This window comes from Streptomyces glaucescens (assembly GCF_000761215.1).
GTDB classification, from domain to species: Bacteria; Actinomycetota; Actinomycetes; order Streptomycetales; family Streptomycetaceae; genus Streptomyces; species Streptomyces glaucescens_B.
On sequence record NZ_CP009439.1, the window covers coordinates 55,066 to 69,211 of the forward strand.

Genomic DNA, 14,146 nt, shown 5'->3' on the forward strand with positions numbered 1-14,146 from the left:
GTGTGCGCGTGTGCGTCATATATAGAGAACTTCAGTCGCTTCAGTCGCTGTTCGGGTAGCGCTATGACCCTGACCTGGGGTTTTCCAGTCGAGAGAGTGCAGCGACTGAAGCGGTCCGGTCGCTGCACTGCCAGTTCAGTCGCTCTGAGGCCATCGCTCTGCGCCCTTTTTGGCCTCATCGTCGATACAGCGTCACGCCAGTTCCGCATGTGCTCCACACCGACCCAGCTCGCATTCGCTAGTCTGTGTCCGTCGTTCAGTCGCTTCGGTCGCTGGTAAGGGGGTGCAGATGCCTGCTGAGCTGCAGTTTTCTGCCAGCGACTCAGGGACGCCCAGCCCTGAGTCCTCAGTCGCTGGCAGCATGCTGGCCACCGCCAGCTGGTGCGCCCGACGAGGCTGGCCCGTCCACCCTCTGGCCCCCGGTCTGAAGACCCCGGCGGCGAACTGCAGCGCCTGCCGCACAAACCCACACGCCCCTGCCGACTGCCCATGCATCCCGGCCGGACGGTGGTGCCACGGTTTCTACGCCGCCACCCTCAACCAGGACCGCATCCAGCGCTGGTGGAGCACCCGACCGGACTTCGGCATCGGAGTCGCCTGCGGCCCCGCAGGCCTGATTGTTATCGACATCGACGCACATCCCGCCGAGCCGCCGACCCGCAACCGGATCCTCCCGGGCATCCCGATCAGCGACAGCGTCGACCTCACCGGCCTCGCCAACGGCTTCCACACCATCGCCGTCCTGGCTGCACTGCGCGGCCAGCCCAGCCCCGCCGACGACGAAACCACCCTGCGCGTGCGCACCCCATCCGGCGGTCTTCACGTCTGGTACCGGGCCGGCGAACGCCGCTGGCTCTCCTCCGTCGGCTCCAGCCCCGCCCGAGCTCTCGCCTGGCAGGTCGACATCCGCGCCTACGGCAGCTACATCATCGCGCCCGGCACCACCACGAGCCGCGGCTCGTACGCACCCATCGGCACCACCCGCGAACCTGCAGCCTTGCCCCTGTGGCTGGCCCAAGAACTCGAGCGAACCGGACACCTGCCCGCCCCCAGCATTCCGGCACCACGCCCCGTACCCCCACGCGCCCACCAGGCCGTCCTCGCCGCAGGCGGCGGCCGCGACCACGCCCAGCGCACCCTGGCGACGATCCTTGCCCCGGTCGAGGCCTGCGGCCAAGTCGCCGAGGGCGCCGGGTTCTCCGACACCCTGAACCGCGCCGCCTACACCATCGGCGGCCTCATCGCCGCAGGCCGCCTCCACCAGGCGGACGCCGAGCAGGCCCTCCACGAGGCCGCTCTCGCCGCCCGTCCCGGCCAGGAGCGCCGCATCGAGCAGATCATCCGCAGCGGCCTTGCCGCCGGCCTCAAGAGGCCCCTGCACACCAGCGGGAGGCGTCCGTGACCTCTCCGGGACCCGAGACCCTCTTCGAATTCGACCCCGAAGCCGTCGCCGCACAGATCCGGGCACAAGGCACCGCCGCCGTCCCCGCCCAGACCGACGGCGAACGCACCCCTGCCGGCGAGGCGACCACGCACGGCTTGCTGCCCGACACCCTCTCCGACCGCGGCAACGCCAAGCTGTTCGTCAAGCTGTACGCCAACGACTACCGGCACGTACCCAACATCGGCTGGTACCGATGGGACACCACCCGCTGGCAGATCGACGAAGACGACACCGTTCTGTGGGCGGCCGGAGACCTCGCCGAAAACCTCGCCACCCACGACCCCCGCGGCATCTTCACCACCACCGCCCTGCAAAAGCACCGCCGCCGAGCCCTGTCCACCACCGGCATCAACGCCATGCTCACCCAAGCCAAGTCCGCACCCGGCATGGTCCTCAACGCCGCCCGGCTCGACGCCGACCCCTACGCCCTGTGCACCCCGGCCGGCATCGTCGACCTGCGCACCGGACTGGTGAAGACCCCCGACCCGAACAAGGACTTCCACTCGCGCTCCACCACCGTCGGCCCCCAGCCGGTACCCACCCCCCGCTGGGAGCGGTTCCTGGCCGACACCTTCGGCGACGACGCCGAAGGACAGGAGATGATCTCCTACCTGCAACTGCTGCTCGGCTACTCGGTCACCGGGGACGTCGGCGGCCAAGTCCTGCCCTTCCTCTTCGGAGCCGGCAAGAACGGCAAGAGCGTCCTGCTGGACGTGCTCATGAAACTGCTCGGAGACTACGCCGACGCCGCCCCGCCCGGATTCCTCATGGCACGCCCCTACGAAGGCCACCCCACCGACCTCGCCGAACTCCACGGCCGACGCGTCATCGTCTGCTCCGAGGTCAAGCCCGGCGACAAATTCGACGAAGCCCGGGTCAAGCTCCTGACCGGCGGCGACCGAATCAAAGCCCGCCGCATGCGGCAGGACTTCTTCAGCTTCGAACCCACCCACAAACTCTGGCTCCTCGGCAACCACCGCCCCGAAGTCGGAACCGGCGGCTTCGCGTTCTGGCGCCGCATGCGCCTCATCCCCTTCGAACGCGTCGTACCCGACCACCGCAAGATCGACAACCTGGCCGACATCCTCGTCATGGAGGAAGGCCCCGGCATCCTGAACTGGCTGATCGACGGCGCCCGCCGCTACCTCGCCGGCGAACGCGACCTCACCGGCCCAGAACGCGTCCGCATCGCCACCACCGCCTACGCCGAAACCGAAGACCACACCGGCCGCTTTTACGAAGAATGCTGCACCCTCGGCCCCGACCTGCGCGCCGAGCAGACCGCCCTCTACGCCGCCTACAAAGCCTGGTGCCACAATGAAGGAGCGCCGGCCATGTCGTCCCGGGCATTCGCCGCCCGCACGCGAGAACTGGTCGGACTGGCCTCACCCAAAGAAATGATCCTGTCCAACCAGCGCAAGCACTACCCGGGCATCGGACTGCTCACCGACGACGAGAGGGACACCACCACATGAGTTCCCTGATCACCGCCGACGAGATCAGCCACGAAACCGAAATCGTCTGGCTGGAGAACATCGACACCCTCGACTACGTCCGCCAGAGCCTAGACCGCCTGCCCACCCGCAAAGGCAAACCCGCCTACCACCGCGACGGCCGCATGGTCGGCTACGCCATCCTCGGCCCCACCGCCAAGCCCTCCCGCGCCTCCGGCACCTTCCGCCGCCGCGTCTTCTGGCTCCTGCCCCACGACCGCGACAGCGAGCCCGACGGCCTGTACGCCAAGAGCGCGCCCGCAGAGGCCATCGACCCCCGCACCCTTGAGCCGCGGGTGAAGGGCTACAAGACCGAACGCTCCGAAGGCGGCCCGCCGTCCAAAGCAATGCAAGAACTCGGCATAACGCTGCCGCTGTGAGAACAGCCCTGCGGCCGGTCTCGCCCAGACCGAGCACAGCTGTTACCGACGGCTGATTGCACCAGTCCACCAAAACTCTCTGATCCTCGCGCGGACCTATCCCTCACCTTCTCCGACGTGCTGAGGTGCGGGCGCGCCGAGAGGCACATAGCGTGCGAGCTGTCCAGCCTTGACAGGACGGCTGGCATGACGGTCCCGCGTTACGTTCGCACGCCACGCGGGACCGTCCACGTCGGACGGCCGGCACTGCCTCGCCGCCGCGACGCCGATCCCATCGATGTCCTCCTCGAGCGCGAGCGCCGCGGCACGCGCGGCCGGGCTTCGTCGCTGCTGTTGTAGACGTCGCCCCGGCGGCGGTGCTGGCCGCTCCCGCCAAGACCTGACGGGAGCGGGGACCGGCACATGAACCGGATACGCGGCCTGCTCACCCAGGGCGGGTCCCGGCTCCCGCCCGACCCAGGGTGAAGACCGAGCCCTCGGCCAGGCCCGCACCGGAGGAGAACAGGATGTGCCCCCTGCCGGAAGGCGCGAGCCCCCCGAGGCCAGCCGCTGGCGGTGGCGTCCTTGGAGCAAAGGCAGAACCATGTAAGCGCTCCTGCAGCCCCAGGCCCCGCGCCGGATTGTCCCGTTTCGCCGCGGGCGCCAGCCCGCGGGCTCTACGGTGCACCGGTGGACACCAAGCCGCCGGAACGCGGGGACGAACGACCCCAGACGCAGACGCCGGAGGTCGACGAGGCCTTAGCCGCGGCGCTGACCGCGCAGGGCGAGCCGGGGGTGCGGGCCCTGGGCCTGCTGCCGGACGCGCGCCGCATCCTGGTCGGTACCTTCCCGGAGCGGCCCGGAGAGGTCGCGGAGTCATGTCTGCCGGGCGCCCCGGCCGCGCCGGCGGGCCTGAAGTCCGCAGCCCTCGGCCTGCTCGACGCCGTGGACGCCGCCCGCGCCCCGCGCGGCGCCACCAGCGGCCCTCAGGCCGGCCGGGACGACGCCATGCCGGACGTGAGAACACCGGCTTCCACCACCGCCGCCGACGCCGCGGGTGTTGAGGCGTGGGAGCGGGTGAGCGCGGCGGCCGGCGTGCTGCGCGGACAGCTGGCCGACCGGGCGGCTACCACCGCGGCCGGGCCGCAGGGATCGCCGAGCGGCTGATGGGAGCGAAACTCGGAGCCGCCCAGGAAGAAGCCCTGGGCGTGTGGAGCGAGGTGTACAGCGCGACATCGGGCACCCTGCACGGCGCCCCGGCCAAGGCCTGCCACGCGGCCCGTCTGTACACCGAGGTCCTCGCTGCCGCCCGAGAGCTACTGGTGCCGCTACCCGACCGCGCCCCACGAGTCCTCGAACTCACCGCCCTCACCCGGCCGGGGCCGGAACACGCACTGGAGCTGGCCCGGTGGGCGAACCCGCGCCACCGCCTTCTTCTTCCGCTCCCGCCCCGTCCCCACCTGGCTTGCGCTCCCGCCGGAGCACGCACCGCAGCTGCTGCTGCCCGACGGCTCGGCCGGTGGAGTGTGGCTGGCCGTCACCGTAACTGACCCGCCCACCGCGGCGCATGGCTCGCCGAGCACGCCGAGGCCGCAGGCTGGCCGGCACAGGACGTGGTGCTACGCAGGAACCAGTTGCCACCAGGCTTCGGCCTGTCAGGGGTGGGGTAACTGCCTTCCGGCGGTTCACCGAGTTGGAGCGAGGCCAGGGTGTGGGCCAAGCACGCCCGCCTGGTCCTGGACGAACCCGGTTCCCGAGGTGAGCTGGACTGGTCGCGGTGCGCGATCTGTGCGCGGTGCGCCTGCTGGTCGTCTCGCGCACCGTGTGCGGCATCTCGGCATCGCTGCGGCGCGCGTAGCGGTTCATCGTGGTGTGTGCCCGGTCGGACGCCGCGGTGAAGGCCTCCCCGAGGTGGCGCAGGCGTTCGACACTGAGATCGAGGGCTTCCGCGGCCGTGCGGAATGCCCGCCGGGCCCGCAGCACCGTCAGGTCCAGCGCCTCGCTGCGCGACCCTGGTACAGCCCCGAGGTGGCCACGAAGATGATGGCAGCCAGCACCTCGCGGTCCCCTCGCCGCCGGTGCCCTCCACCCTGCGGGCGAACCGGCGCCGGCGGCACCACCCGCTGGAACAATGTCCACAGGTCTTCCGGCGCCATCCGCTCGACAAGCGCAGCAGTCATCACCCAGATTGCCGCAAGATCACGCCAACTGAAATGACGTTCTAAGCGCTGTACGGGACACGGGCGGTCCAGGTCGGTTGTGGCTCGCGGGCGGGCATGAGTGAGGCGGCTGCCGGACCGGGCAGCCGCCTCCTGTTTGCTCAGCCACGGGTGATGTTCTGTGCCTGCGGGCCCTTGGGGCCCTGGCCGATGTCGAAGGTGACGTGCTCGCCCTCGTGCAGCTCGCGGTACCCGGCGCCCTTGATCTCGGAGTAATGGACGAAGACGTCCGGACCTCCGCCGTCCTGCTCGATGAATCCGAAGCCTTTTTCGGCGTTGAACCACTTCACGGTGCCGCTGGCCATACTGGTCGATCCTTCGTGTCATGCCTGGGAACAGCCCTCTCGCCGGGCATGCTCCGGCCCGCGCGGCCGCACGAGCCAACACCCGGTGTACCCCCGAGCGCTCCGCTTATCCGACCGGAGGCGCCAGACGAGGCCCGGCTCCCTGGCCCACTGTGCTACCGAGGCGGATGTGCGGCAGTGCTGCTTTTTGCTCCCCTTTTGACTGCCGGAGGCAACGCGCGGTCCGGGCTGGTGTGGCCGGCTTCCTCCGCCAGCGTCCAGCCGTTTCTTCCGCTGCAGTGGAGCGATCAGCCCTCGCTGAAACGGTGCACGAACCGCTTATGCGGCGTCCAGTTCACCCGCCCACAACCTGACATTCGCAGCCCCACCCATAACCACACCAACGACCGACCTGGTCATCAGTGCGCCCAGGGGCAAGCACCGTTTCAGTGCTGGGTCCCTAGTCCTGCTCCGCGACGGCCATCTCGCCCAGGAGAGACCAGTCGTCCTGCGGAACCGTCATGTTCACAATGCGAGGTGTCTCGACCAGGTGGCGCGGCAGCGTTTCCTGTGCGGCCCTGAAGTGCGCGGACTGCACGTGAGCGGCACCCGCCTCGTCATCGCGGAAGGCCTCGACCAGGACGTACTCCGTCGGGTCCGCCACGCTTCGCGACCATTCGAACCACAGGCAGCCGGGCTCCCTGCGCGTGGCCTCCGTGAACTCGGCGGCGATCTCCGGCCACCGGTCGGCATCGGCGGGCAGAACGCGGAACTTGGCGGTAATGAAGATCATCGGACTCTCTCTCCGCTATGCGTGTGCTTTGCAGGCCCGTTCCTCGTACCGGGCCCGGTGGGGACAAGATCGTACGGCGCCGAACGGCCCTCACAGCTCCCCGCGTGCCCGTTGCATCACCTGTCCCGGGACGTTGGTGACACGCTTCGGACTGGGTGCTTGAGCGCAGGAGGTGACGGCACCGGCCTGGTCGTAGACCCGGGCTGGGGAGGGGGGAGGCATCCGCGGTTCCCGTAGGGAGGCGGAGCGCACCGGTCGGCGGCGTACCGCCACCGTACGAGGCCGCGTCGCCGGGCCCCTGCTCCCCCTCCCTGGCGCTGTAGACCGGTCCCTGGCGGTTGTAGGCCGCTCGGGTGTACCAGCGCGCGGTAGTGGGGGTGCATCGCGTAGATGTGGCGGTGTGGTGCTGTCTCCTCCGATTGAGCCGATGCTGGCCGAGGCGCGCCGGGAGCTGCCGCCGGAGGGGGCGCTGCCCGGCGGTCTGGTGATGGAGGCCAAGAGCGACGGTTTCCGCGCTCTGCTGTTCGCCCGCCCGGACGGGGTGCTGGTGCAGTCCCGGCAGGGCGCGGACCTGACGCCGGCGTTCCCGGACATCGCTACGGCGGGCGCCGGGCTCGATGTGGTCCTGGACGGTGAGCTGGTCGTGCCCGCCCACGGGCGGCTGGACTTCGGGGAGCTTCAGCGGCGGGCGCGGCGCCGGGGCCGCAGCGCCGCCGAAGCCGCCGCCGAGTTCCCCGCGTACCTGATCGTCTTCGACGTCCTGGAGGCCGACGGCACTGAACTGCTGACCCGCCCCTACCGCCACCGCCGGGCGGTCCTGGAGGAGTGGTTCGCCCGCGGCGACCTCACCGCACCCTTCACCCTGTGCCCCAACACCACCGACCGCGCCGTGGCGCAGGAGTGGCTGGACCCTGCATGGGGCGAGGCCGGCATCGAAGGCGTCATGGTCAAGGGCCTGGACCAGCCCTACCTGCCAGGCAAACGGGCGTGGATCAAGGTCCGTTCTCATGTCACCGCAGAAGCGGTGCTCGCTGGGATCACCGGCTCGCTGACCTCGCCGCAGACGCTGCTGCTGGGCCGCTACGACACCGCCGGCCGTCTGCGCCTGGTCGCCCGGACCACACCGCTGCGCACGGCCGACCGACGTGAGATAGCCGACCGCATCAGCCCCGGCGGTACGGGCCACCCGTGGCACGGCCGCCGCTTCAGCGCGGGCTGGGGCACACGGGAAGAGCTGGACTACCACCCCGTGCGCCCCGAGCTGGTCGTCGAGTTCATCGCTGACACCTCAGTCGACGCGGGCCGCTACCGCCACCCGGTTCGCTACCTGCGCCTGCGAGACGACCTCACACCCGACCAGGGACCACCGTTCGCGGGCTGAACAGCTCCAGGCAAGAGGGTGCGGGCTGTCCGGTGCTCAGTGGTTCATGCAGACGGACTCGCGCAGGTACGTGGCTTTGACCCAGCCCATCCGTCCGGCCTTGATGCCGGACTGGGTGCGGTCCATGGGGAAGGTCTTCCACCATCCCCCGTCGCGCTTCTTGGGGTCGCCCATCCGGTCACCGGCCCGCAGGAGTCCCAGGGACGTGTATCCGGTGCCGGGGCCGGAGCGGAAGTGGACGGTGGCGGTTGCCTCATACCCGCAGTCGGAAGCACTGGCGGGCGCCGGGGCGAGCAGAGCGCCGCTCAGGGCAGCGGCACAGGCAGCGGCTGTGATCATCCTTCGCATGCCCTGCCCAACGGCGTCTGCCCGTCCGTGACACGACATGACCGGCTGGTCCACCCACATGAGGCGGTTGCGCCGTTATGAACCGCTTCCGGGGCTCAGCCGAGCTGGCTGCCGGGCGGTCCGGCGCCTGGTTGCTCGGTGCCGATTTCCTGGCGCAGGTCGAGGTAGAAGCGCAGCCGCACCCCGGGCTGGCCGGGCTCGTGGGTCGTGCGGTCGGCTGTCGCGGTGGCCCAGCGGGCGGCGACCGCGTCCTGGAAGGCGAGCGCCGTTTCGTCGTCGGCGGCCGCGACCTCCACGACGAGGAGCCCGGGCTCGGACACGTGCAGTGCGTTGATCGGTTCCATGCCCGGCATGACGCGCCGGCCGGAGGCGGCGTTTCCGGTGGGCGGCGGTTTCACCCGGCCGTGTCTTCGGGCGCGCGGCCGGCGGGGCGGCTGTTCAGGAGCGGGTGTTGACGTGGCGTACCTGGGGGCCCCACTTCTCCATGACGGGCTTCATGCACCATTGGCACAGCGGCGTGCCGCCGCGGCCGTACTTGTGGGTCTTGCGCTGGCAGGTGGCGCAGGGGCCGACGAGGGCTCCGGGGCAGGTCAGCGCGGACGGGTCGGGCTCCGTGACGGGTGGTGCTGCGCTGGTCATCGGTGTGGTTCCAGTTCTGGCCGGGCGGATATCAGCCACCGACCATCAGAATACGGCCACTGTCGCACGCAAGTTCGATCATGGTGAGGCGACCACCGGACGGCGGCGGCAGCGCGGGAATGCCCGGCTGCCGGTGCTGGTTATGGAGGACGTGGTTGTGAAGGGGACAGTGTCCCCGGGCCTCACCTATTGCCCATGAGGACGATCGTTCGGCTGAAGCCTCATGGAGCCTCTCGCCGCGTAGGCGACCGCCCTTCGCGACCACACACACGTCACGGCCCCGCCCGGCTGATCGCCGGCCGGGGCTGTTGTGCGTTCTGCTCACACAGCCGCTGTGACGGCTAAGTCGAGGATGTGCAGCTGCACGTCGGGCTGGCAGTGGCCGCACGCGCGCACACCGGAGCTGAGCAGGCGGCGGGCTTCGTCCCGGTCGACGGCACGCCAGCGGGGCCCGGTCATGTGGCAGCCCCCGGCGTGGACCTCGGCGGGCTCGCGGCCGGCGCCGATGCCGAAGGCGGCGACCCAGTCGGGGGGCGCGGGCCGCAGTCGGCGGGCCCGTTCTTCCGCGGCCTGCCGCTGCTGGACTGCGGCGATCTTGCGGTCGATGCGCTCCAGCCACATCGCGTGCCACACCCGCAGGGTGAGCAGGCGCTCCAGATCAGGCGGCAAGTCATCGAACACAGTTTCGATTCTAACCCCAAGATCGACCTTCCGGCCTCGCGTGTTCGATTTTTCGTTCGATAACGTGGTGGGGGAGGAGGTGAGCAGTGATGAGCGCGGAGACGCGTACCCACCGGCAGGCAGTGGTGATGCACGTGCGCTGCGCCGACCGCCTGGCGGAGGAGACCTTCCGCCAGGTCCTGGAGGAGCTGGCCGGTCTGTCGCCGGTGGTGCAGGCCCTGCCGCCCACGGCCGCGCTGGTGGACCTGACCGGCGCCATCCGCTACCACGGCTCCACCCCGCACCGGCTCGGTGAGGTGCTGCGGATCCGCTCCATCTCCCGGCTCGGGGTCGACGTCCGGGTGGGGATCGGCCCGTCCATCACCGTCGCCGCCACCGCCTCCGCTCAGGTCCCGCCGCCCGGCGGCGTCCTCGCCATCGCTCCCGGCCAGGCCGCGGACTGGCTCGCCCGGCTCCCGGTCGACGCCCTGCACGGCATCGGCCCCCGCCAAGCGGCCGTGCTCCGCGATTACGCCATCCACAGCGTCGGCCTGCTCGCCGCCGTACCGCCCGCCACCGTCCAGCGCCTCCTCGGCGGCCGCGCCGGCCGCCTGGCCGTCGACCGCGCCCGCGGGATCGACCCCCGCCCGGTCGTCCCCCGGGCCCTGCCCGCCTCCGCCACCGTGGGCTGCACCTTCGACCGGCACACCCTGGACGGCGCCGCCGTCCGCGCCGCCCTCCTCGACCTGGTCGTCCGCCTCGGCGTGCGCCTGCGCCGCCGCGGCCAGGCCGCCCGCGCCCTGACCCTCACCCTGAAGTTCGCGGGCGGCACCACCTGGGAGAAGACCCGCCGCCTGACCGAGCCGTCCGCCCACGACGACGACCTCCGCCAACTCACCTACCAGCTGATGGACGCCGCCGGACTCCAGCGCGGCCGCCTCACCGGCATCACCCTGCGCGGCGAAGACCTCATCGACGCCGCCCGAGCCGCCCAGCAGATCAGCCTCGACGACACCCGCGAGGACCGGCTGCTGGCCGAACAGGTCATGGACCGCATCCGCGACAAGTACGGTCCCCACGCCATCGGGCCAGCAGCAATCTTCCGCCGTGCCTCGTGACCGAGTCGGTTGCCGCGCCCGGTTATGAAGCTGTGAGCCCACGCCCCGTTCGGGGGCGGCAGGTATCTCCGCACCAACGGGCGAACCGGTTGGCTTTGCGGCGCTGATCCCGGACAGAGTGCCGCTCTTATTGCGCCAGGCTCAGTGTGTCACTGGCTTATGCGATCACCAGTTCGATAGGAGTTCTCCCGACCCGGTGTCAGGAATGAGGCCTGGCACTGCACGAGATCGGGGGTTCGACTGTATGGATCTCACATGGTTCAGGCGCCGTGCCGCACAGGCGGTGGCTGTCTTGGTGCCCATGGCCCTGTTGACGGCGGCGCCGTCGGTCGCGAGTGCGGATGATGTCGGCGAGCTACGGGTGGAGACGTATGTGCTGCCCGTCGGCGCGGCGAAGCCATCGCTCGAAGCGCTGAAGAATGGGGAAGGTATGGCGCGGCTGCGGCAACTGGCCGCCGCCGCAGAGTCGCAGGCACAGATGCCGTTGGAGACGGCCGGTCCTGCCGCCTCCTATGCTCAGCTGTCGACGCAAGCATCCGGGACACCGCTGCCGTCGTCGCCGGGGGAGCGGACGCGGGCCGCTTCGGCTGCGGGGCCGCGGGCGACTGCTCCGGAGCCGGCGAGGAAGATGAGCTTCGAGGAGTGCAAGAAGGGCCTCGGCAGCGACAAGAAGTTCTTCGTCAAGTCGCGCTTCGCGGTGTGCAACGGAGCATCGTTTGTGCAGATCTGGACGCGGAACAACCGCCCTGTGGGTGAGAGCGGTTTCAACCTCCGCGTGATCGGCACCATCGCTCGCAACAGTCGCACGATCACCTTCGCGTACCACTTCAGTGATTTCGTCAAGGGCGGCAGCAACGCCGCCGGCGCCCTGTCGATCACCACCAAGGGCAACATCCCGAAGAGCTGGCCCTCCGGAGCGCGCTACACCCGTGGAGGCGACCTGCCGGCCGGTGCCAGAACCTTCGCCCAGCTGAAGGCGCAGAGCACCTTCACGCAGACGGTCCTCGCCAAAGCGGGCCAGGGCACGGGATCATCTGACCTCCTCTTCGCTGTCTACGAGCCTTCAGTGAAGTACACCGCCCCTGCCCCCTGGAAGCTCAACGGCGACGGCGGCAACCTGTTCATGCTCGCGCCGCGCTGGGACGCGGCCAAGTACCTGGCCAACTCCACCGGCGGCGGCAACCCGGACAAGAGGGGCGCTGCGACGTTCAGCTACATCACACCGCTCACCCTGAGCGGCAAGCAGGGCGCGGAGGAACGAGCGGAGGCCCTGCACATCCGTCAGGCTTTCCTGGTCCCACAAGACACCAAGCCCTACATGTCTGCGAAGAAGGTCCCCGGCCAGACGGCCAAAGACCCGCTTCACCGCACGGTCAGCAGCTCCCGCAACGACAAAAACCGGGCGGCCGCGGTCAAGCAGTGCAAGCGGTACTGGGGAGCGAACTACGCCAGCGGCGGCAAGCAATGCGATGAGTACCCGTTCGCCAGCACCTACGAAGGAGCTGCTGAGGTGGAGTACGACTCGGAGGCCAAGAAGTTCAACTTCTCCGTGAAGCCGATCCCGGGACCGGAAAACGAGGCCGGCGGCAACATCCTCAAGAGCTTCTACGCCAAGAACCGCATCATCGACGGAATGGACGACGGCTTCATCGTCAAGATCGTCACCTGACTCACGCCCTGCACGGTGGGGGCGGCCAAACCGGCCCCACCGCGCCGGCACTACTTTCTAGGCCCGGCCGGCCAGAACTGGATGAGATAGCGCTCCACGCCGACACCGGTACCCTCACCCTCCGACAAAGCAGCGGCTTCCGCCCGCCCCACGCAATGGACCCGCACCCGCCACAGTCCCCCCGAGTCAGCCAGCGTGATGTCGTCATCCATCCGGCCGATGCTCCCCGACCAGACCGCGACCTGCCCACTCGTCGACGCGAACTCAGCTTCCGCCTGCTCGTCCCAGTCCGCCGGATCCTGCGGCGGCGGCACGCCGTCCCATACCTCGACATCCAGAACGGCGGTGTGGGTGTGCCCACCGCTCCTGATGTCCAGACGGCCCGGATGCGTGCCGATGAACGAGTGGCGAGGAAACTCGTCGGGGAAAGGGACAGGCAGGTCAGCGTCATCGGACTCCTGCAACGCGAACGCGTGGAACGCCACGTACGCGCTCACACGCTGCCGCCGGACGATCTGCGCCACAAGGGCCCCTTCCCACACGAGGACACGGTCTCGGTGGATGCTAGACCCCGACCGGCGCGGAAGTGGGTCCCGAGCGCAGTGAACCGGCCGAACATGGCCCGCCGTACGGAGCATTTCGCGAAGAAGGGCGCTGTGGTGCAGGGTTTGCCGCGCATCCGGACGCGGGCCAGTCGCCGGCACTGAGTAGGTGTTTTTCTACCTGCGCCACGGATCGCGGAGGGTCGGCAGGGGCTGGGTGTGAAGTCCTGGGATGGTGTGGGGTTGTCTGTGCCTGTCGCGCTCCTGCTTCCTAGCTGGTTTCTGGTGTGGCGTAGGCGAAGTCGTACGGGGCCCAGTCGGTGATCCGGCGGTATCCGAGGCGTTGGTAGAGGGCATTGCTGGTGGGGTTGCCCGCGTCCGTGAAGAGCACGACCTCTGTGGCTCCTGCGGCGAGCGCGGCCCGGCTCACCTCTGCGGTGACGGCGGCTGCGTAGCCGCGTCCGCGGAGGTGGGCTGGGGTGTAGACGGGGTCCACCCGGACCATGCCGGCGATCATCGGGTTCAGGCCTGCCATGGAGACGGGGGTGCCGTCGGGCGTCTCCCAGAAGGTGTAGGTCTTCTCGGCGAAGCGGGTGCTGGCCCAGGAGGCGGTGTCGATGGTGACGGTCTCGCCGAGGTCGACGGCGAGTTCACGGCACCAGCGCATGAGGTGGTCGTGGTCCTGTTCGCCCACCGGGCGGCTGTGGCCGTCTGGGTGCGGGTTCGGCGGGGTGAGGGTGTCGAGGCGGTAGAGGTGCATACGGACGCGGAGTGTGGGCGTCGCGCCGGTGTGCCGCTGCCAGGCTTCGGCGAAGGCGGTGGCGGTGTCGTGGTCCGCGGTGACGCCGGCGAGGATGTGGCCGAGGCCGGTCAGATGGACGGCGAGAGCGTCGGCCCGCTCGGGGGAGAGCGGGGTGAGGGTCAGCCGACGAGTCGGCGGGCGGTAGAAGATCGCTTGGGTCTCGCCCGCCGACTCCAGTCGGCCGAAGAGGACGGAACCTGGGGTGAACGCGCCCGGTTGGGTCCGCCACTTTTCCAGTGTCGTGAGCGGCGTGTTGTGCAGAGCGGGGCGCGAGCGGAGAAAATCTCCGGCGCGGGCGAGGAAGTCCTCGATGTCTTCGGTGAGGTGCCAGGTGTCCGGAAGCATGGTTCATGATCCCGGATGTACTCGACTCGGTTCAGTGCTTTGCTCGGAGA

The 14,146-nt window shown here is 69.8% G+C and carries 15 protein-coding genes and 3 pseudogenes; 8 read left to right on the plus strand and 10 right to left on the minus strand.

What is annotated here, in order from left to right; translation table 11 throughout:
* Positions 1-361: 361 nt before the first annotated feature.
* The 5 genes and pseudogenes from SGLAU_RS32240 to SGLAU_RS35075 form a co-directional block, all read left to right on the plus strand.
* Positions 362-1,402: a bifunctional DNA primase/polymerase gene (locus SGLAU_RS32240; protein WP_052414187.1), complete on the plus strand. Its 1,041-nt coding sequence runs from the start codon at positions 362-364 to the stop codon at positions 1,400-1,402.
* On the plus strand, positions 1,399-2,919 hold the full coding sequence (locus SGLAU_RS32245; protein ID WP_043507486.1) for a phage/plasmid primase, P4 family: 1,521 nt from the start codon (positions 1,399-1,401) through the stop codon (positions 2,917-2,919). The genes SGLAU_RS32240 and SGLAU_RS32245 overlap by 4 nt, the downstream gene beginning before the upstream one ends.
* Entirely contained in the window at positions 2,916-3,317 is a 402-nt protein-coding gene (locus SGLAU_RS32250; RefSeq protein ID WP_043507487.1) for a DUF6009 family protein, read from the plus strand. The genes SGLAU_RS32245 and SGLAU_RS32250 overlap by 4 nt, the downstream gene beginning before the upstream one ends.
* Before the next feature lie 669 nt (positions 3,318-3,986).
* Positions 3,987-4,463, plus strand: a complete 477-nt coding sequence (locus tag SGLAU_RS32255; protein ID WP_043507489.1) for a hypothetical protein — start codon at positions 3,987-3,989, stop codon at positions 4,461-4,463.
* Positions 4,464-4,924: 461 nt separating this feature from the next.
* A pseudogene (locus SGLAU_RS35075) lies at positions 4,925-5,083 on the plus strand (IS5/IS1182 family transposase); the annotation flags it as partial.
* A gap of 234 nt (positions 5,084-5,317) precedes the next feature.
* On the opposite strand, the pseudogene SGLAU_RS32260 reads toward SGLAU_RS35075, so the two are convergent.
* The 4 genes and pseudogenes from SGLAU_RS32260 to SGLAU_RS32270 form a co-directional block, all read right to left on the minus strand.
* Positions 5,318-5,476 (minus strand): annotated as a pseudogene (locus SGLAU_RS32260) (IS5/IS1182 family transposase); the annotation flags it as partial.
* A gap of 140 nt (positions 5,477-5,616) precedes the next feature.
* Positions 5,617-5,820 carry a cold-shock protein gene (locus SGLAU_RS32265; protein ID WP_043507490.1) on the minus strand — a complete coding sequence of 68 codons (204 nt, stop codon included), beginning with the start codon at positions 5,818-5,820 and terminating at the stop codon, positions 5,617-5,619.
* A gap of 218 nt (positions 5,821-6,038) precedes the next feature.
* A pseudogene (locus tag SGLAU_RS36605) lies at positions 6,039-6,192 on the minus strand (IS701 family transposase); the annotation flags it as partial.
* 67 nt (positions 6,193-6,259) lie between these two features.
* Complete coding sequence (locus SGLAU_RS32270) at positions 6,260-6,592, minus strand: putative quinol monooxygenase (RefSeq protein ID WP_043507491.1); 333 nt, start codon at positions 6,590-6,592, stop codon at positions 6,260-6,262.
* 427 nt (positions 6,593-7,019) lie between these two features.
* Between SGLAU_RS32270 and SGLAU_RS32275 the strand changes: the two genes are divergently transcribed.
* Positions 7,020-7,973, plus strand: coding sequence for an ATP-dependent DNA ligase (locus SGLAU_RS32275; protein WP_244315380.1), 954 nt, complete (start codon positions 7,020-7,022; stop codon positions 7,971-7,973).
* Positions 7,974-8,009: 36 nt separating this feature from the next.
* Here SGLAU_RS32275 and SGLAU_RS35080 read toward each other — a convergent pair whose 3' ends face one another.
* From SGLAU_RS35080 to SGLAU_RS32295, 4 genes are all read right to left on the minus strand, one after another.
* Positions 8,010-8,312, minus strand: a complete 303-nt coding sequence (locus SGLAU_RS35080) for an SH3 domain-containing protein (protein WP_043507494.1) — start codon at positions 8,310-8,312, stop codon at positions 8,010-8,012.
* 104 nt (positions 8,313-8,416) lie between these two features.
* Entirely contained in the window at positions 8,417-8,665 is a 249-nt protein-coding gene (locus tag SGLAU_RS32285; protein ID WP_063838949.1) for a DUF6207 family protein, read from the minus strand.
* Positions 8,666-8,759: 94 nt separating this feature from the next.
* Complete coding sequence (locus tag SGLAU_RS32290; RefSeq protein ID WP_043507495.1) at positions 8,760-8,960, minus strand: hypothetical protein; 201 nt, start codon at positions 8,958-8,960, stop codon at positions 8,760-8,762.
* A 321-nt stretch (positions 8,961-9,281) separates the two neighbouring features.
* Positions 9,282-9,641, minus strand: a complete 360-nt coding sequence (locus SGLAU_RS32295) for a DUF6233 domain-containing protein (RefSeq protein WP_043507498.1) — start codon at positions 9,639-9,641, stop codon at positions 9,282-9,284.
* Positions 9,642-9,730: 89 nt separating this feature from the next.
* On the opposite strand from SGLAU_RS32295, the gene SGLAU_RS32300 reads away from it, so the two are divergent.
* Both SGLAU_RS32300 and SGLAU_RS36610 read left to right on the plus strand, forming a co-directional pair.
* The gene (locus SGLAU_RS32300; RefSeq protein WP_043507500.1) at positions 9,731-10,738 is read left to right on the plus strand and encodes a hypothetical protein; all 1,008 of its coding nucleotides are present in this window, start codon (positions 9,731-9,733) and stop codon (positions 10,736-10,738) included.
* A 301-nt stretch (positions 10,739-11,039) separates the two neighbouring features.
* The gene (locus tag SGLAU_RS36610; RefSeq protein ID WP_244315381.1) at positions 11,040-12,407 is read left to right on the plus strand and encodes a NucA/NucB deoxyribonuclease domain-containing protein; all 1,368 of its coding nucleotides are present in this window, start codon (positions 11,040-11,042) and stop codon (positions 12,405-12,407) included.
* Between the two features lie 50 nt (positions 12,408-12,457).
* On the opposite strand, the gene SGLAU_RS32310 is transcribed toward SGLAU_RS36610, so the two are convergent.
* Together SGLAU_RS32310 and SGLAU_RS32315 are read right to left on the minus strand one after the other, a co-directional pair.
* Positions 12,458-12,931 carry a hypothetical protein gene (locus SGLAU_RS32310; RefSeq protein ID WP_043507603.1) on the minus strand — a complete coding sequence of 158 codons (474 nt, stop codon included), beginning with the start codon at positions 12,929-12,931 and terminating at the stop codon, positions 12,458-12,460.
* A gap of 289 nt (positions 12,932-13,220) precedes the next feature.
* A complete protein-coding gene (locus SGLAU_RS32315) occupies positions 13,221-14,096 on the minus strand; it encodes a GNAT family N-acetyltransferase (protein WP_043507502.1) in 876 nt (291 codons plus the stop codon).
* Between the last annotated feature and the right edge of the window lie 50 nt (positions 14,097-14,146).